The 18581-nt window shown below is 50.4% G+C and carries 12 protein-coding genes; 8 read left to right on the top strand and 4 right to left on the bottom strand.

The window, feature by feature from the left end:
• Positions 1-24: 24 nt before the first annotated feature.
• Complete coding sequence (locus tag EGM51_09015) at positions 25-1887, bottom strand: hypothetical protein (GenBank protein ID QBG47523.1); 1863 nt, start codon at positions 1885-1887, stop codon at positions 25-27.
• A 198-nt stretch (positions 1888-2085) separates the two neighbouring features.
• Here EGM51_09015 and EGM51_09010 point away from each other — a divergent pair, with 198 nt between their 5' ends.
• Positions 2086-3069: a sodium:calcium symporter gene (locus EGM51_09010; GenBank protein QBG47522.1), complete on the top strand. Its 984-nt coding sequence runs from the start codon at positions 2086-2088 to the stop codon at positions 3067-3069.
• Positions 3070-3094: 25 nt separating this feature from the next.
• On the opposite strand, the gene EGM51_09005 is transcribed toward EGM51_09010, so the two are convergent.
• Positions 3095-3511, bottom strand: a complete 417-nt coding sequence (locus tag EGM51_09005) for a hypothetical protein (GenBank protein ID QBG47521.1) — start codon at positions 3509-3511, stop codon at positions 3095-3097.
• Positions 3512-3654: 143 nt separating this feature from the next.
• On the opposite strand from EGM51_09005, the gene EGM51_09000 reads away from it, so the two are divergent.
• The gene (locus tag EGM51_09000; GenBank protein QBG47520.1) at positions 3655-4854 is read left to right on the top strand and encodes a phosphoglycerate kinase; all 1200 of its coding nucleotides are present in this window, start codon (positions 3655-3657) and stop codon (positions 4852-4854) included.
• A 67-nt stretch (positions 4855-4921) separates the two neighbouring features.
• Here the strand turns inward: EGM51_09000 and EGM51_08995 are convergent, their stop codons facing one another.
• Both EGM51_08995 and EGM51_08990 read right to left on the bottom strand, forming a co-directional pair.
• Complete coding sequence (locus EGM51_08995; protein QBG47519.1) at positions 4922-7360, bottom strand: tetratricopeptide repeat protein; 2439 nt, start codon at positions 7358-7360, stop codon at positions 4922-4924.
• Positions 7361-7497: 137 nt separating this feature from the next.
• A complete protein-coding gene (locus tag EGM51_08990) occupies positions 7498-11295 on the bottom strand; it encodes an autotransporter outer membrane beta-barrel domain-containing protein (protein ID QBG47518.1) in 3798 nt (1265 codons plus the stop codon).
• 127 nt (positions 11296-11422) lie between these two features.
• Between EGM51_08990 and EGM51_08985 the strand changes: the two genes are divergently transcribed.
• The 6 genes from EGM51_08985 to EGM51_08960 all read left to right on the top strand — a co-directional run bounded on the left by EGM51_08985 (position 11423) and on the right by EGM51_08960 (position 18544).
• Positions 11423-14554, top strand: coding sequence for an isoleucine--tRNA ligase (locus tag EGM51_08985; protein QBG47517.1), 3132 nt, complete (start codon positions 11423-11425; stop codon positions 14552-14554).
• A 95-nt stretch (positions 14555-14649) separates the two neighbouring features.
• Complete coding sequence (locus tag EGM51_08980) at positions 14650-15186, top strand: TraR/DksA family transcriptional regulator (protein QBG47516.1); 537 nt, start codon at positions 14650-14652, stop codon at positions 15184-15186.
• Between the two features lie 9 nt (positions 15187-15195).
• Positions 15196-15780 (top strand): signal peptidase II, encoded by a 585-nt coding sequence (gene lspA, locus EGM51_08975; GenBank protein ID QBG47515.1) that lies wholly within the window; start codon positions 15196-15198, stop codon positions 15778-15780.
• Positions 15773-16681: a tRNA (adenosine(37)-N6)-dimethylallyltransferase MiaA gene (miaA, locus tag EGM51_08970; protein ID QBG47514.1), complete on the top strand. Its 909-nt coding sequence runs from the start codon at positions 15773-15775 to the stop codon at positions 16679-16681. The genes lspA and miaA overlap by 8 nt, the downstream gene beginning before the upstream one ends.
• A gap of 92 nt (positions 16682-16773) precedes the next feature.
• Positions 16774-18072, top strand: coding sequence for a GTPase HflX (gene hflX / locus EGM51_08965; GenBank protein QBG47513.1), 1299 nt, complete (start codon positions 16774-16776; stop codon positions 18070-18072).
• A gap of 1 nt (position 18073) precedes the next feature.
• Positions 18074-18544, top strand: coding sequence for a transcription elongation factor GreAB (locus tag EGM51_08960; GenBank protein QBG47512.1), 471 nt, complete (start codon positions 18074-18076; stop codon positions 18542-18544).
• Positions 18545-18581: the final 37 nt, after the last annotated feature.

The raw sequence follows: 18581 nt of genomic DNA, 5'->3' as shown, positions 1-18581 counted from the left end.
GCTCTGATGGGTTACTGAATGATTTTATGCATCGTCTTCATTGAGTTCCTTTCTGGTTCGATGGACGACCCAGAAAAGAAGTGCACCGAAAAGGACCAGCATTCCGGCGGCTTCGGGCAGGCGGTTGCGCAGGATGTTTGCAAACATAAAGAGCAGTGAGCAGATAGTGGCTGTAATTAAAATCCAGTCCGTTAAGACCTGAGGAAGTGTTTGGGCCGGTTTATAGCCTTCAATCCGGTCGACGACCGGTGCCCAGCCGAAGCGGTGAATGCGTGTTCGTTGAACGAAGGAGGTCAGAAGTTTCATGTCGGTCGGTTTTGTCCGTAGCGAAATGATGATGGCTGCGGCGGTGCTGATGAACATGACAACGAGCATGCGGGCGCCGAGCATATCGGCGCTCTGGGTGAAACTTATCTCATCAGGAAGGTTGAACAGCCAGCCCATAGGACGATCGAAAAGCGGGGTGTCGAGACCGAAAATCCGATGGCCGAAGAGCATAAGAATTCCGAGTACATAATTGAGGATAAATGCTGCAACTTCGCCCTCGACAGTCAGCCGCCACCAGAGCCAGCGCAGGACTGCAACCATGGTAGAGCAGATGCCGACTACAAAAAAGATGTCCAGCAGCTGAAGAATGTTGTCCGCTTTAAAAGCGATGAAGCCCCCCAGTACTCCAACCAGTACAGTAACGACACGGGAAACCCGCACATAGTGTTTGTCCGAAGCTTCCCGGACGGCAAACCGGCGGTAAATATCATTAACGATATAGCTCGACCCCCAGTTGAACATGGTCTGTACCGTGGAGGTGAAAGCGGCAATCATGGTTCCCATCATAATGCCCCGGAGTCCGATCGGAAGAATGTGCAGCATCATTCGTGGATAAGCCGCATCGTGGCCGGCTTCGCCCATATCCGGGAAAACAATCAGGGAAGAGAGAGCCACGGCAATCCATGGCCAGCAGATGACGGCGAAATAGATGATGGCGAACATCAGCAGTGCATTTGAGGCATGTTTTGTATTTTTGCACGACAGAAGGCGCTGAGCCTGGTGTCCGCCGCATAATGCATTGCCCCACCAGAGGATTCCGAAGAAGCCGATAGCATTCCATATGGACATTACCCCGGGTTTTCCTTCAGGAGTGATTCCGGTGCTGATTTGGGGTGCAATATTCATTTCGTGCCCCATCCAGGAGGTATTCGACTGCAGTTGCTCCACCATGGAACTCAAACCGCCGACTTCCTGAATGGCGAGCCAGGCCAGCACGAAGGTGCCGAGCGTCGCGAGAAGAAACTGCAGGAAGTCGGAGTAGGCCGCACCCATCATGCCGCCGCAGGTTGAAACCACAATGGCACAGGCCATAACCACAACTGTAACGGCCATCTCGGCAGGCATTTCCATGCCGATAATGGAGAAGGTCTGTCCGGATACTCCCAGTGCTTCCTGAGCAATAGTGATCATGGCTTTACAGACCCAGCCGATAATCATCGGGCAGAGCAGTAATGCGCCGGCTCCGGCTGTAACTCCCCGCAGAAGCTGAGCCCCTTTCCCGTTGTAACGCAGTTCCAGCATTTCATTATCCGTAACAACGCGGGTGCGGCGCCAGAGGCGGCTGAACAGGGCCACGCCCAGTGCACAGCCGATGAGTGGAGACCAGTATCGCCAGACGGCGTGCAGCCCGGATTCCCGGACGCAGGTGCCGACCCAAAGGGGAGTGTCGGATGCAAAATTAGTGGCAATCATCGAAGCTCCGGCGACATACCACTTCAACGATCGACCCGAAACAAAAAAGGAATCCACATTTTTTCCGCCCCGGCGGCTGAAATAAATTCCAATGGCAATGTTAACACCGAGAAATGCGGCGACGATAATCCAATCCACTATATGCATCTGAAGTCCCTTTGTGTCTAATCAGGCGTTTAGATTCAGCCGTCCCCCGACAGCTGAACCTCTTCACGATTTGAAGCACATACATCTAACACACAAAATCGGTATACACCATACTTCAAAAGGATTAAGCATACCAATAGCGGTATGCGGCGAATTTAATCTTAAAAATGGTTCCAAACCTGCTAGGTTTTCCGGCCTATGGAAGCTGTCTATAAAACGATCACCGCCTTCGGCGACTACGCACCCGTCATCTGCATCCTGCTGTTTTTGCTGGCGAGCCTGCTGGTCGTCTGGCGTCTGGAGGCCCTGTCGGGGCAGGGGGTGGAAGGTACGGTGCTGGGCACCGTTTTCATGCCGTTCTGCTCGGGGATGGGCAACATTGTTTTTGCACTTGTCCTGGCCATGAATGCGGGAAAAGGCGACGACGTTCTGATCAACTGTCTGTTTAATAATATCACGAATATGACGTTGCTGATCGGGGCACCGGTACTGATTTGGGGCATGGCCAGCATTCCGCGGAAAAAAAGCAAGGCCGTGGTGCTGGAGCATAAAATGGGGCGTCTTTCACTGGCGCTCAATCTGGTGGCGGCGCTTTTCTTTTCCCTTTTTATCTGGCTGTTGGCTGCCGATGGAAAAATCGGACGGATGGACGGATTCGTGCTGCTTCTTCTTTTTGTATTCTGGCAGTGCTTTCATGTCTATGATGTAAAAAAGACCAATCTGCTGAAAAAGAAAAGTTATCCGTTGACGCTTCCGGTTGAAATGCTGTTGCTGCTGATCGGGGCCGCCGGGGTTTTTGTTTCGACTGACTGGCTGGTGCAGTGGTTCCAGTCTCTGGAAAGCGATACCTTTCCGCCGCAGGTGCTAGGCTGGGCGAGTGGTGTGCTCATGGTATTGCCGAATGCAATTCTGGCCTTTTACTATGCCTCCAAAGCCCGGATGGATGTGGTCTACACCTCGCAGTCGGGCGATGCGCATATCTGCATTCCGCTCTGCATAGGAATTTTTGCTGTTTTCCGAGACATTCCAGGCTCTGAATTTCTGCAGCAGTCTCTACTGATTCTGATGGGGTTGTGTGCTGTGCATCTGCTGTTTGTTGTGGTGCTCGGGCGACTGCCACGTATCGTGGCCGTACTTCTGCTGGCTGCCTTCGGCTATTTTCTCTGGACAGGGATGGCCTGAAAGTAGATGGCGCTTTCCGCTTCGTCTATGCTATAGGATCGGCAATAAATGCTTCGAGCAGATTGTTGAAATGCACCTGGGCGGAAGTCCATTTGGGATTCGCCGTGATTTCATCGGTGTTTTTCTTCGTGTTGTTGAAAATCACCAGTTTATTTTTTCCGGCGCAGATGTGGGCGTCAAAGCCCGAGCCGTAGCCTTCGTGCGAAAAGGCAAAATCCCCGATCTGAATATTGGAGGGGTCAAGGGTCTCTTTCAGTGCAGCCATATCCCGAACGAAGCCGGCTACGAATTCTTCATGCCGGTCGCCTCGGTATTCCACCAGCTTCCAGCCTTCGGAAGTTTTTTCAATAATCGCCCATTCATCAAAGACTGGTTCGCCGATAGCACGTTCCAGGTTTTTCAAGTCAGCTTCAATTCGGGCGGTAGCAGTGTCTATATTCATTTTTTAATCCTCGGACGTTGTTTAAGGAACAATTTATCGGATTCGTAACGCAGGACAACAGCTTTGTTTCGTTTGACTCGGTTTTCGATATGCTTATAGTCAACGGCTTATTTCGAAGGACGTTTAACCAACAGGAGTTAGAAATGAATAAAATGACGATTAAGGACCTGGATGTTCGGGGTAAGCGTGTACTGATGCGCGTCGACTTCAACGTTCCGGTAAAAGACGGTGTTGTCGGGGACGACACGCGTATTCAGGCCGCCCTGCCTTCCATTAACTATGTGCTTGAGAACGGTGGTTCGCTGGTACTGATGAGCCACTGCGGTCGTCCGAAAGGCGAAAAGAACATGGAATTCACCCTTAAACCGGCAGCAGACCGTCTGGCAGAGCTGGTTGATGCCAAAGTCACCCTCGCTCCCGATGTGATCGGCGATGAAGTGAAGGCCCTGGTTGAAGCACTCCCGGCCGGCGAAATCCTGGTACTGGAAAACGTCCGTTTTTATAAAGAAGAAGAAGGCAAAGGCTGCACCGCTGAAGAACAGGAAGCTTTTGCCAAAGAGCTTGCCTCTTACGGGGATGTTTACGTTTCCGATGCTTTCGGTACTGCTCACCGTGCCCATGCCTCCATGGCTGTAGTGACCAAATTTATTGATCAGTGTGCCGCCGGCTTCCTGCTGGAAAAAGAAATCCAGTATCTCGGTAAGACCCTGGAAGCCCCGGAAAAACCGTTTGTAGCCATCATCGGCGGGGCGAAGATTTCCGGAAAAATCGACGTAGTCATCAATCTGATGGATAAATGCGATAAAATCCTCATCGGCGGCGGCATGGCCTACACCTTCTACAAAGCGATGGGCAAAGCCATCGGAGGTTCTCTGGTTGAAGAAGACAAAGTTGAGTTGGCCGGTCAGATTCTCAAACAGGCGGAAGAGAAGGGCGTTGAGCTGCTGCTTCCTATCGATAACACCGTTGCCGACGCATTTTCCGCTGACGCCAATGTTAAAGTTTCCGGCGATTCCATCGAAGACGGTTGGATGGCTCTGGATATCGGTCCGAAAACCATTGAGCTTTACTGCGATGCGGTAGCCAATGCGAAAACGGTGGTGTGGAACGGACCGATGGGCTGCTTTGAAATGGAACCGTTCGCGAAGGGAACCTTCTCGGTCTGCGAAGCGGTGGCCAAATCCGACAGCATCAGCATCATCGGTGGTGGCGACTCTGTTGCCGCAGTCAATCTGTCCGGCGTAGCCGATCAGATGAGTCACGTCTCCACCGGCGGCGGTGCCTCCCTCGAATTTATGGAAGGCAAGCAGCTCCCGGGTATCGTTGCTCTGACCGATAAATAAAATTTCCGGCAGTTCAGCATTGAAAACCTCTCCGTAAAAGGAGGGGTTTTTGTTTATTACAGAATGATTAACGGGTCGACGTATTTTGCTGTCTGTATTGTTTAATCCGCCGGGATAGCTGATCTTTCAGAGCGGTATTTCGTTCATTTTCTGCGAGATTCAATGCTGCCATCGCATACGTTAAAGCTTTATCATACTGTTTGTTTGCTGCATAGGCATAAGCGACTGCGTCCAGGATTCCTGCCTGATTTCCTCCGGTCAACTCTTTTGCGTGCAGTGCAAGTTGTATTGCCTGTGCTCTGTCCGAAGCGGTAGCCTGTGGGTCGGATGCCAGGCACCAGGAGTAGTTGATTAATGTGGGGATTTTATCCGGATTATGTTTGAGGGCCTGTTGCAGTTGTTTTTCTGCTTTTTTGAATGCCCCGAGTTTGAAATAGGCAATGCCCAGTAAGTTTCTGAGTTCTATATTCTCCGGTCTGGCTTCTAAGAAATAGTCCGCATGAGAGATAATCTGTGTGTAGTTTTGCTGCGCAAGATAGATTTCTATCAGGCGGGATCTGATCTGGTCGAGATAAGGGTAATTCACTAAAAGATGTTCGTAATGCTGAACTGCTTCGGGAAGGTCTCTGGACTCTAAAACGGCCCCCATATTAAAATGTGCATTTTCATCGTCGGGTTTTAGTTCAAGTGCCTTTCGGAGGCTTTGTTCGGCTTCCCGGTATCGTTTGAGTCTGAGCAGAGTGACTCCGCGGTGTATATGGGCCTCTGCGAAATACGGGTTTAGCTCTATTGATTGTTCAAATTTGAATAGGGCATCTGTGTATCTTCCGCTTCTACCAAGTTTAACTCCTTCGTTATTCAGTTTGTAGGATTGTTGAGTCGGCGCTTTGATCGATTGGATTACATCTGTTTCCGCGTTCACAAATTCCGGGATATTGACGGCCCGGTTTGCGGCTGTCGAATTGGGGATGAGAACAGGCGGAGTATCAGTTCCGTCGCGGTCAATATGGGTCAGAAACATCTGGGTGAAAGGCGTTAAACCTTTAGATGAGAAAACCAGCCATTTCCCATTGGGGGACCAGCTGTGCCATGAATTCATAAGATCGAGGTTGCAGTTCATTTCACGAGCATCTCCGCCTTCGACCGGGACAATATACAGGCGACTGTCAGGGCGGAGCAATTGGCCGTTTTTGCTCTGAACAAATACAATCCATTTTCCGTCCGGAGAAACCTTGGGAAATGAGTTGCTCATTCCGTTATTGGAGGCTCCTTTTATGGGTACAGCTTTTCCTCCTTTCCCCTCATTAAATGGAATGGAATAAAGATCATACTGGATTTGGGTTTCGTATTTATCGCCGGGAAAGGAGGCTCGGCGCTTGTGTTCATACTTATCTTTTGCTGAAGCTCTTGAGAAAATCAGAGTTTTTCCATCCGGAGTCCAGACTGCATTTGTTTGTACATATTGGGGAGAGGAGGCTCCGGGCAACGGTTTCATCTGTCCGGTTTCTGTATCATAAAAGACCAGAATCCCGCGGGTAGGGTAAAACGCCTGGATAAAGCGGGCATCGGCGAAATTTTCAACATATACGGATTCGTTGAGCGTGCTGATGACATATCTTCCATCCGGCGATATCTGAGAAAACAGCCCGAAGTTTTCATGGTTCCGGGAAGAGCCTTCAAAGGCGTTCCAGCTGATGATATCTTCTTGGTTAATCGTTATGTTTTTTGCGATACCGACGATCGTGTATGCACCTTTGTCTCCATCGGGGCCATCAAGGTCCATACCAAGATATTTTCCATCCGTTGAAAAAGAGTGACAGTTTGCGCAGGTCGGCATTTTTGATAACACCGTTACTGCATTTTCTTTTGAAATATCACGGAGTTTCCATTTAATAAGGTCCAGAGCATCAGCTGCAATGGGTTTAATGCTCCCGCTTTTATCCTGGGAGGGCATAAGAGGAACATCCCGGTAAAATACCGGAGCATTCACCGGGTCTTCAGAAGTGTTAATCGTAACAGTACCGGAAGAGAGTGGGGTCGTAGCGTTTTGGTTTCTAAAGCCGTAGATAGTGATTTTCAGAGGGGCTGTACGGGAATTCTTTTTTATTATTTCCCATGTTTTAGGGTCTGGTCGCCAGCTTCTAAGGTTTTTCTCCACCAGTTTTTCTCTATTGTGGAGAGGACTGACAGCTTTGGGATCAATGACCGGTTCCGGATTTTTCCCGTCACAAAAAATCCGCAAAGGTTCGTACAGCGTTTCTGATGATATAAGCATCAACCATAAGCGGGAGTTACTTTCGTCATGCCATTGAAAGGAAGGGGCTACGATGTCGGGAGGAAAGACGGCATGGTTGAATGGATATTTAATGTGGATACTCTTCAATAAATCCGCAGGTATCGTTTCAGTCTGAATTTTTGAAATCGTTTCTATGCCTTCAGCATTGATGCACTGTGCTTCAAATGAAAAGAGAAAAAAACTCAAGCAGGGAATGATAATTGATTTCATAACAGATGCTTTTGATGCGCCGAGGAATATCTGGTTTCAGATTTACCTTTCTTCAGTGCGAAAACAAGTTTATTCGCGGGTGTACAAAAAAAAGGTGATCATTTCTGATCACCTTTTTTTAATCCGATAAAGATGGGTTAAAATCTAACAGTCAGTTTTCCGCTTACGATCTGCTCATTATAGGTGTCGGAGAACAGGCCGTCATAGTCAAATTCGAGTTTGGCATTCTCATGATTCCAGCTCCATACATCAAATCCGAGTCCGATACGACCGAAATCCTCATCCCGCGAACGTACGGCAAAGGGAAGGAAGCCGACACCGTTGACGTTATATTGGAAATCATCCTGATCTGCATTCAGCTCGTGTAACCAATGAAGACGCAACTCCGGAAGGAATGCAATGTTTTTGCTGATCCAGTCCAGCTGATGAATGGTTGAGAGATTTACCCCCAGAGAGGTGAGGTAGGAGGCGGTGTCATATTCCTTGGCAACTGCTGTTCCCCAAGAGCCGGAACGGTCAAACCCATCCTGTTCATAGTATGTTCCAAGGAAGGATGCTTCCGGCGTGATGCTCATGATCTCATGTACGTCATATGTAATTCCGACTCCGGCGTAGAAGCTGAAGAAATCGGAATCGAACGAAGTGGAATCTCCTCCGGACAGAGTCTCTGTTGTATCCGCCTGACCATAGGTAAGTGCGAGATCAAGAAAAACGCGTTCTCCGCCATAGGTGGAATAAAGAGAGCCGTAATAGGAATCGACGTCCGCATCATAAGAGCCTTCAATATCACTTTGAGCGTGGCCGCCGGCAAGTCCTATCAGCAGGTTCCCAAAACTTTTATCCACACCGATGACCATGCCCCATGTGTCTGAATCATAGTCTGAAAATTCGCCTTTTGAATCTGTGGATCCTTTGGAGCCATATGCACGGACCCAGCCTTGCATGGTTTTTTCGTCGCTGTCCGGACCGGCAACCCCGTTAGGGGTTTTCCCTAAAGAGGGATTGCTGGAGGCAAATCCGTTCATTGAACGAAATTCTGTGCCGCGCGCGGCAAGCTGCTGATTGACGTGCTGACTCATAAGAAATGTTGATTCTGCAACATCTGCAAGCTGGCTGATTCCGAAACGCATAGAAGATGAACCCGATGCGTTCATTTCATAGAAATCCATTTCAGAAGTAAGATTGGGATCTGTAAGGACGGTTTCGACACTGTCCAGAACATTTGAATGGATATCACCCAGTTCAGAATCCAGCCCCGCGTATGAAAGGGTGGCTTCAATACCGTTATTCTCCGCGAGAGCAACATCCACGAGCCATCCAAAATTAGCGGTAACAACATCTTCAAGGTTGTTACTTCCGGTTTCAACATCACCTGTCGTCAATTGTACAACCTGATTCGGAACCGCCGCAATGCCTTTTACCGATATATTAGCCGTAGGGTTGGATAGATCCAGGGAGCCGGCGGTTGTGATATGTCCTCCAGTCATTGTAGAGGTTCCGTTTTGATCAAACGTCGTCTTGTAATCGATTGAAATGGAAGAGCCGTTACCGAGGATAAGGTCGCCGGAGGTCGTTTCGATATCAGCGAGACCGGCTTTAATGGATGTGCCGGAACTTAGCTCCGCACCCTGATCAAAAATCAGAGCGCTGTTGGTCGAAAGATTATAATTCCCGGCAATCGTTGCAAAAGCGCCTTCAAAACTCATCGTTCCATCTAAATTCACTGTTTTGAAAACGGAGGCGTCCTCTGAGTCGGTCAGCATCACTTTTGTAGTTCCTCCGTACTGGTTAAGTACGCCATCGGTTTCAATGGCCTGTGATAGGCTGAGTTCGGTTGTGGCTCCACTGTCCATATACAGGTCGATATCGCCATAAATGGCACCTTGAAGCAGGTTTAATTCCTGGGATCCGCTGGTGACTTCAAACAGAAGGCCTCTTGTAATTTCAACATCTGATCCATCAATGGTTACTGAGCTGTCGAGAGCTGCAACACCTCTTCCGTTTTCGGCTGTTTTCGAATCTCCGGCACCGGAGCTGCCTTTAAGTCCTCCCCGGAACTGACCGCCGGTAATGGTGAGTGTTCCACCTGTTGTGAACACGCCGTGGCCGCCGTTTGCGGATGCATCAGAACCGCTTGCTACACCGCCATTACCACCGGCAAATGTTCCCCCGTCAATTGTTAGAGTGCCTCCATTTTGATAGACAGCTGAACCGCCGGAAGATGATGCCGTGCCTTCAGTAGTAACGGCCTTCCCGCCATTACCTCCTGAATATATTCCTCCGGAAATGGAGGAAGTGCCTGAAACAGTGGCGCCGTTTCCTCCATCAGCTGTAGCAACGGTAGAACTGGTTCCTGACTGGTCAATGTCGCCTCCATCACCGCCCAGAAAAGTGCTGTTTGTGGCTTGCAGGGCTCCGGAATAAGCTGATCCGCCAGAAGCGGCAATCGTTGTGGCATTGCTCGCATCAAGTGTGATTACCGAAATGGTTCCGCCATCTCCGCCATAGAAGACACTGTCATCGATGCCGGCTGCAGTAGAGCCGGTATTCACAAAGCCATTTCCGCCGTTTAACATTGCTACTACATTAGAAGCTGTGAATGTGTCTTCAGTGCTCCCGCCATCGCCGGCAGAAAAGGATGATCCGATCAGCGTTGCTCCTGCCGAATCGCCGTTGACGACGTCTCCGCCTTCCATAGTCAGAGTAGCACTGCCTTCCACGGTCGGTACAATGGAAATGGTGCCTCCGCTCCCTGCGACTAGAGTACTTTGTTCAAGCGTTCCGCTTTGAATCCCTCCGTTGATGGTTGAGCCGCCGTCCACATTGAATTCCACGCTCCAGCCGTCGGCCACAGAAACACTCTGCATGGTGATTTCCCCGCCGTCAGTCCCGGTAATATCCCCCTTGTATGCACTGAATGTTGTGGTGCCTTGAATGGCATTACCACCGATTTCATCGCTTGTCACAGTGGAGTCTATAAGGCGAATGGCGGTAAGAACGATTTTACCTGCAGAGCCGGCTGTAACTTTAATGTTGGTGGAAGTAAGGGTTCCGCCCGAAACCTCAATGCCGTACCCTCCGTATTTGGATTCACCAGATAGGGTTTCGTTAAATGCATCAAAATCATCTTTTGTGTCTGTTGTACCTGTACTGCCGCCCTGAATAATCTGTCCCATGTCTTCGTCGAATACAATAACGGTATTACCCCCCGCTATTTCGAGAGCAGTACCACCGTCATCGCTATCCGCACCGGTGTTTTCACCTCCGTAGAATGATGTGCCGTTCAGGTATAGGTTGTCAAAGCCGCCGAAAATGCCGGTTGCTGATTGTCTCCAGTTTACAACGGTTTTGGCGTATGTGCCCCCGTTAATGGTGATATCAGAAGCGGAATTGACGTGTATGGCGGAACCGCCATCACTATTGGTGTTCTCGACTTTGTTATCGCCACTATGATTGATGGTCAGTGTGTTCTTTCCAAACGATGAATTGACATGAATTGTTCCGTACATATCGTTGTCACCATCTCGGACGCTGGTGGTTATACCATTGGCAATATCAATGACAGTATTTGTACTCACGTTCAGTTCAAGATAACCGGTAGTTCCGACGGTGGTGTAATGATCGGCATAATACCAAAGGTCATAATCAGACGGGTCACTAAGGCCGGTTACAATCTCGTCGCCGACGACGGCACCAAAGCCGCCGTTGGCATCAATCAGGTTCTGTGCCATCAGCGACGAAGTTGATAAATAAACGATCAGCATCGTTGAAAGTGTTTTTTTCATTCCATTTCCCCTCGGTAGTTGGTCGAAATACTCCTTACAAAAAGACAGCACAATGTAACTCCCACCATGGTTCCGATCAATTGAAATCGAACGTAAATTAGAATTTTGTGTCCAATCCGAAATTTTTGATAACTTGATTGGATTTATCATGTAGCTCAAGTAACGCTGGCTGGGAATGAAGCTTCCGCTTTTCCCGAAATTGGCGGACCTGCCTTCTTGTCAAGGGGGAGGGCAGTCGCTACATTCTCCGCTTCTTTAAACAGATGAGGTATAGCATATGTTCCGTGATATTTCCAGCAAAGTCAGTTTTCCGCAGATGGAAGAGGAGATTATTCAGTTTTGGAAAGAGCAGAATATTTTTAAGAAATCGCTGGAAATTCGTAAAAACAGTGATGAATTTGTTTTTTACGACGGTCCTCCGTTTGCCACAGGTCTGCCGCATTACGGACATCTGCTTGCCGGAACGATCAAGGATATCATTCCGCGTTATCAGGCGATGCGCGGTCATTATGTCTCCCGTCGTTTTGGCTGGGATTGCCATGGGCTTCCGATTGAAGCGCTGGCGCAGGAGGCGCTCGGGCTTGCCGGAGCTCCGGCCATTAAAGAGGCCGGTGTTGATGTGTTTAATGAGCAGTGCCGCTCGATGGTGACCCAATATGTGGAGGAATGGGAGAAGACGGTTACCCGCATGGGTCGCTGGGTCGATTTTGAGAATGACTACAAAACCATGGATAAACCGTTCATGGAAACGATCTGGTGGGTGTTTTCCGAGCTGTGGAAGCAGGGGCGTATTTATAAAGCGCACCGGATTATGCCCTACAGCTGGAAACTCAATACCCCGCTTTCCAATTTCGAGGCAGGGCGCAACTATCAGGATGTCCAGGACCCGGCGATCACGGTTCGGGTAAAACTGCTCGATTTTGAATTTGAAAATGCTTCGGCGCTGATCTGGACCACAACACCCTGGACGCTGCCGAGCAATCTGGCGATCTGTGCCGGTCCGGACATTGATTATGTGGCGATCAAAGACAAAGAGACGCACGAGGTCTTCGTTCTGGCCGAAGCACGCCTGTCGGCCTATTACAAAAAGGAAGAAGAATACGAAATACTCAAAACCTTTAAAGGGTCGGAACTGAAGGGGTTGAAGTATGAGCCGATTTTCGATTTCTTTGTTGATAACCCGAACTCCTTCCAGGTGTTGAACGATGATTTTGTTTCGACCGAAGACGGTACCGGTATTGTACATATGGCTCCGGCTTATGGTGAGGATGACTACCGGATCTGCCGCGCCGCCGATATTCCGCTGGTCGATCCGCTTGACGAGGATTGTGTTTTCACGTCCCGGGTTCCGGATTATGAAGGACAGTTCTGCAAAGACGCCGATAAGGCCATTATCAAAGTATTGAAGCACAGCGGAAAACTGATCCATCAGAGCACCATTCAGCACAGTTATCCGTTCTGTGAACGTACGGATACTCCGCTGATTTACCGCGCCATTGATGCCTGGTATGTCCGGGTTGAGGATCTGCGCGAAAAAATGCTTGCGAACAATTCGGGCGTGCACTGGATGCCGGATTACGTCGGCGAAAAGCGTTTTGCCAACTGGCTGGCTGACGCCAAGGACTGGAATATCAGCCGTAATCGGTTCTGGGGGTCCTGTATTCCGGTGTGGGTGAATGTAGACGATAAGTCCGATATGATCTGCGTTGATTCCATTGAAACGCTGGAAAAACTGTCCGGCAGAAAAGTTGAAGATCTGCATAAGCATTATGTCGATGAAATCATCATCGAAAAGGACGGTAAAACCTACAGACGGACGCCGGAGGTGCTCGACTGCTGGTTCGAGTCCGGTTCCATGCCGTATGCACAGAACCACTATCCCTTTGAAAACAAGGAGCATTTCGAAGCGAACTTCCCGGCGGACTTTATTGCTGAAGGGCTTGATCAGACCCGGGGCTGGTTTTACACGCTGATGGTGCTGTCCACGGCGCTGTTCGATAAACCGGCCTTTAAAAATGTGGTGGTCAACGGTCTGGTACTGGCGGAAGACGGGCTGAAGATGTCCAAGCGCCTGAAAAACTATCCGGACCCGATCCACGTGATCAATGAATACGGTGCCGACGCGCTGCGCCTCTATATGATTTATTCGCCGGTCGTTCGGGCGGAATCGCTCCGGTTTTCGGAGGAGGGCGTGAAGCATTCGCTCCGCCATCTTTTGCTGCCGTGGTGGAACGCCTACAGTTTCTTCGTGACCTATGCCAATATTGACGGCTGGACGCCGGGGCAGTCGGTGTCGGAGCGCGACAATCTGATGGACCGCTGGATTCAGAGTTCACTGGCCCGTTTGCAGCAGCAGGTGACCGGGGCGATGGACCGCTACGATCTTCAGGCTTCGGTTCGTCCGTTCGTGGCGTTTATTGAAGATCTGACAAACTGGTATATCCGCCGTTCTCGCCGCCGTTTCTGGAAAACGGAAGATGATACCGACAAGGTGCAGGCCTATTCCACTTTATATGATGTGCTGCTCGGTCTGTGCAAAATTGCCGCGCCGTTTACTCCTTTTATTTCCGAAACCATCTATCAGAACCTGAAAACCGACGATATGCCGGAATCGGTTCATCTCTGCGATTTTCCGACCGCGGCCGACGCCAAACGCGATGAAGTGCTCGAAGGTCAGATGGCCATGGTGATGAATGCTGTTGAGCAGGGGCGCACGCTGCGCGCGGAATACAAACTGAAAAACCGCCAGCCGCTGGCTAAAATGTATGTCGTCTGCGATGACGAAAAGCTGCTGGCCAATATTCAGGCATTGGAAAGTCTGATTTCCGATGAGCTGAATGTGCGTACTGTGGAGTTCGGAACCGATTCCTCGGAACTGGCTACGATTCAGGCGAAACCGAACTTTAAACAGCTTGGCCCGAAACTCGGCCCGCTGATGAAAAAGGCCGTTCCGCTGATCAACAGCCTGACGGATGCGCAGATTGCGGAGATTTCCAGCGGTGAAACGGTGCCGGTTGAGTTGGACGGCCGGACGGTTGAGCTGACTTCCGATGATATTGAAATTGTCCGTAATCCGAAAGAAGGCATGGCGGTGAGTGCTGAAGGCGCATTGGTTGTCGGCCTTGATACGCAGCTCAATGAGGATCTGATTGCCGAGGGGTTGGCACGCGAATTTGTGAATAAGGTACAGAATCTGCGTAAGGAAATGGATCTGGAGATTACCCAGCGCATTCACGTGCTTTTCAGCTCGGATGACGAGGTGACGGCCGCTGTTGCTGCGAACCGGGAATATATCGCCGGGGAAACGCTGGCACTTTCTTGCGAAGTAACGGAAAAAGGTATTGAAAATGGTACGGAATTAGATTTGAACGGACATGGTTGTGTGGTGTCCATTATGACCGCTGAATAAAGCGGATATGCTCATTGACACGACATGGGGCAGATGATAAATACCCAGCCCTCATTCGGGTTCGGAACTGAATTTTGACTGGAGTACAACCGAAAATGGCGACAAAAAAGACTGCTAAGAAGGCCCCTGCAAAGAAAGCTGCTGCCGGGAAAACGACTGCGAATAAAACAGCGAAATCCGCTTCGCCTGTTGCAAAATCGTCCGGCGGCCCGCTGAGCGGGAAGATCGGGAAAAATAAGTATTTCACCACCAAGCAGCTCAAAGAGCAGCTCAACCGTCTTCTGATTCTGCGGGAGCGGGTGACCGGTGAAATTCTTTCCATCAACCGCGACTCCCTGAGTGCCAATGAGCGCGATCCGTCGCTTTCCGATCAGGGGACCGATACATTCGACCGCGAATTTGCGCTTAATCAGCTTTCCAGTGAACAGGATGTTCTGTTTGAAATTGATGAGGCAATTCGTCGCATTGAAAAAGGTACGTACGGCATTTGTGAAATGTACGGTGAGCCGATCAACATCGAGCGTCTCGAAGCGTTGCCTTATGTTCGTTACTCCATCAAGGCGCAGAATGAGATCGAAAAGGGGCAGGCCACGACCTACCGTCCGTTCGGCAGCACCATGCATGGCATGTAGGCCGGATTAATACCGGATTGTTATCGGCCACGAAGAGGCACAAGAAACACAAAGACATGTTTTGCTCCGGTCTTCGTGCATCTTGTGCCTTTTTTGCGGCTGTTTTTCAGGAGTTCGTCAGTGCTGATTCTTATCATAGGTTTGGTCATTCTGTTTCTTGATCAACTAACCAAGCAGGCGATACGCGCTAATCTGGTTTATGGCGATTCCATTCCGGTTGTTGATGGTTTTTTTAATATTGTCTATGTTCGCAATGACGGTGCCGCCTGGAACCTGCTTGCCGGTCACGGGATTATCCTGATTCTGATTTCATTCGGCGTGATGGTGGCGCTTTATTGGTTCCGCAGCCAGATCATTGAGGGAAAGCGCCGGAATGAAGTGCTGATGGGGCTGCTTTTCGGCGGGATTGCCGGAAATCTGATTGATCGCATTCGTTTCGGGTGGGTTACCGATTTTCTTTCATTCCATTTCGGAAGCTATGAATACCCTTCCTTTAACGTCGCCGATTCCGCTATCTGCATTGTATTTGTGGTTTTTCTGGTCATGAGTTTTTTCGATAAGAAAAAGCAGGAAGAGAAAACTGAAGATGTCTGATGCCGCTCCGCATGCTCATTTTGTCATCGGACCGACTGCCTCAGGCAAAAGTGCTGTAGCGCAGTATATCGCGGAACGGGAAGGGCAGCTGATTGTTTCGGCCGATTCCATGAATATCTACAAAGGAATGGATATCGGTACGGCTAAGCCGACTTTCGGGGATCGGGAGAAAGTCGACTATGCAGGTTTTGATCTCGTTGAGCCGACCGAAAAGTTCAATGTTGCGGCCTATCTGGATGCGGTGCGTCCGTCTTTTGAGACGGGGCGGAATATCATTGTTGTCGGCGGAACCGGGCTTTATGTCAAATGTCTGACCGAGGGGTTCGACGATGTGCCGCCTGAAAATTCCGAACTTCGGAAAGAGCTGGAGTCGCTCGATTTCCGGGCCTTGGAAAAACGAGCCAAAGCCGAAGCCGGCGGTTTGTATGAGCGTCTGACCGAAGACGACCGGCAGAACCCGCGCCGCCTGATCCGGATTCTGGAAAAGGATGGTACGGCCAACAGTAAATGGAATTCGAAACCGAAGCCGAAGCTGGTCGGTTTGTACGTTGAGCGCGCAGTACTGCTGGAGCGGATCGAAAAACGGGTGGATGAAATGTATGCCGCCGGATTACTGGAAGAGGCGGAACGGCTGATGGGGCTTGAGCTGTCTCAGACCGCGATGCAGGCGATCGGCTATGCAGAAGCTTTTGCTGTTTTGAAAAATGAAATGACGCTTGAGGAAGCCTGGGAAAAAACGGTGATCCGTACCCGCCAGCTTGCCAAACGCCAAATGACCTGGTTTCGCAATCAGCTGAATGTGGAATGGATCAACACTGCCGATTTTAAAACGCCGGAAGCGCTGGCGGCTGCGGTTTCCTCTGTCTGGCAGAAAAACGGCCCGACACCGGTGCAGATCTGATATGTAATGCGTGTGGGAAAAATAACGAATTCAAAGGTGCTCAGTGTTGTTGTTTTTCTTACATTCACTGCTGAATACTAGAGCAATAGAGAATGCCTGAACTTGTAGAAACTGAAGATAAGAGTGTTGAAACCGTCGTGCTCGTTGGCGTCGTTCTGAGAAACGAGGAGGAGTGGCGGGTTAAGGATACCATGGATGAACTTGCGCAACTGGCCGAGAGCGCCGGTGCGGAGGTAAAGGGCCGCTTTATGGTCCGCCAGCAGAAAATCAAAGCCGGGCATTATATCGGAACCGGAAAAGCGGAGGAGATTTCCGACTGGATCAAAGAAAACCGGGTTTCGCTGGTTGTTTTTGATGATGATCTGACTCCGGCGCAGGGCCGAAACCTGCAGAAGGTGTTTGAGACCCGTGTGCTCGACCGCACACAGCTGATTCTGGATATTTTCGCGCAGCGGGCCCAGACCAAAGAGGGCTGTCTTCAGGTTGAACTGGCACAGCATCAGTATCTGCTTCCGCGTCTGCGGAATATGTGGACGCACCTTGAGCGCCAGAAGGGCGGCATCGGGCTGAAGGGGCCGGGAGAGACGCAGCTCGAAATGGACCGCCGCCGCCTGCAGGAGCTGATCCGTACGTTAAAACGTGATCTCGAACTGGTGCGGACGCGCCGTACTGAGCAACGAAAAGGACGCCGGCGCCACGGCTGGGCGCTGGTTTCGATTGTCGGTTACACCAATGCCGGAAAATCAACGCTGTTGAACCGGCTTTCCGGGGCCGATATCTATGCGGAAAATCAGCTTTTCGCCACGTTGGATCCAACGACGCGGCAGGTGGAGCTGCCGAATCATGAGCCGATGCTGATGACCGATACGGTGGGATTTATTCAGAAACTGCCGCATCATCTGGTGGATTCGTTCAAGGCGACGTTGGAGGAGGTGGTCGAAGCTGACCTGCTGGTGCATGTAATCGATGCATCGCATCCGCAGGTGGATACGCAGATTGAGGCGGTGCACAAAGTGCTGGATGAAATCGGCGGGCTCGAAAAGCCGATGCTTTATGTTTTTAATAAAATCGATGATGAAAAAGGCCGTAACGCGGCCAAACGCCTGCAGCGTCAGTTTCCGAAGTCGGTGGCGGTTTCTGCGCGCGAAGGCGAAAATATCGATCTTCTTTTTGATGAACTGGCCGACTGTCTGAAAGGGCGGAAGGTCGAAATGAGGCTTTCGGTGCCGTTGAGCGAAGGCAAGCTGCTGGCGACGCTGCAGAAGAATGCATCGATTCTGGAACAGGAATACGAGGGCGCCAACGCTGAGCTGCTCGTACGTGTTTCGCCGCAGATTGCGGCACAGTGTAAACCCTATTCGACCGATCCGGTTGAAGAGCCGGAGTGGTAAAATGGATAAATCAAATGTTCTGAAAGCCGTGATTGATGCGCTGGAAGAGGAGCTTCGGGTACAGTTAAAGGGGCAGAAAATGGCCGCGGAGGGGGCGACGCATGTTGAAGCCAAAGCGGAGAGCAAATGGGATACCTGCGGTTTAGAGCAGTCCTATCTGGCACGCGGGCTGGCCAAACAGTTTGAAGCGTTGGCTGCCGGGGTGTTGGAACTGCGCAGTTTTCAACCGCCGGATTTTTCAGGGAAACCGATTGGAACCGGAGCGCTGATTGAGGCGGAAATGGACGGTTTTAGAGACTGGTTTTTTCTGCTGGACTGTGGCGGCGGTACCGAGGTGACGGTTGATGATGGAGTGGCTGTTACAGTGATTACGCCGGAGTCGCCCGTGGGGGCAGCGCTGGCAGGAAAGACGGAAGGGGATGTGTATTCGTTCCGGGCAGGAGCCGAAGGGGTAATACTTTCGGTCAGCTGACGCGGAGAGGGACCGGTATGCTACGTTCGTCCTTTGG

The organism is Verrucomicrobia bacterium S94, assembly GCA_004299845.1.
Lineage (GTDB): Bacteria > Verrucomicrobiota > Kiritimatiellia > Kiritimatiellales > Pontiellaceae > Pontiella.
This window is presented reverse-complemented; position numbering and strand designations above follow the sequence as displayed.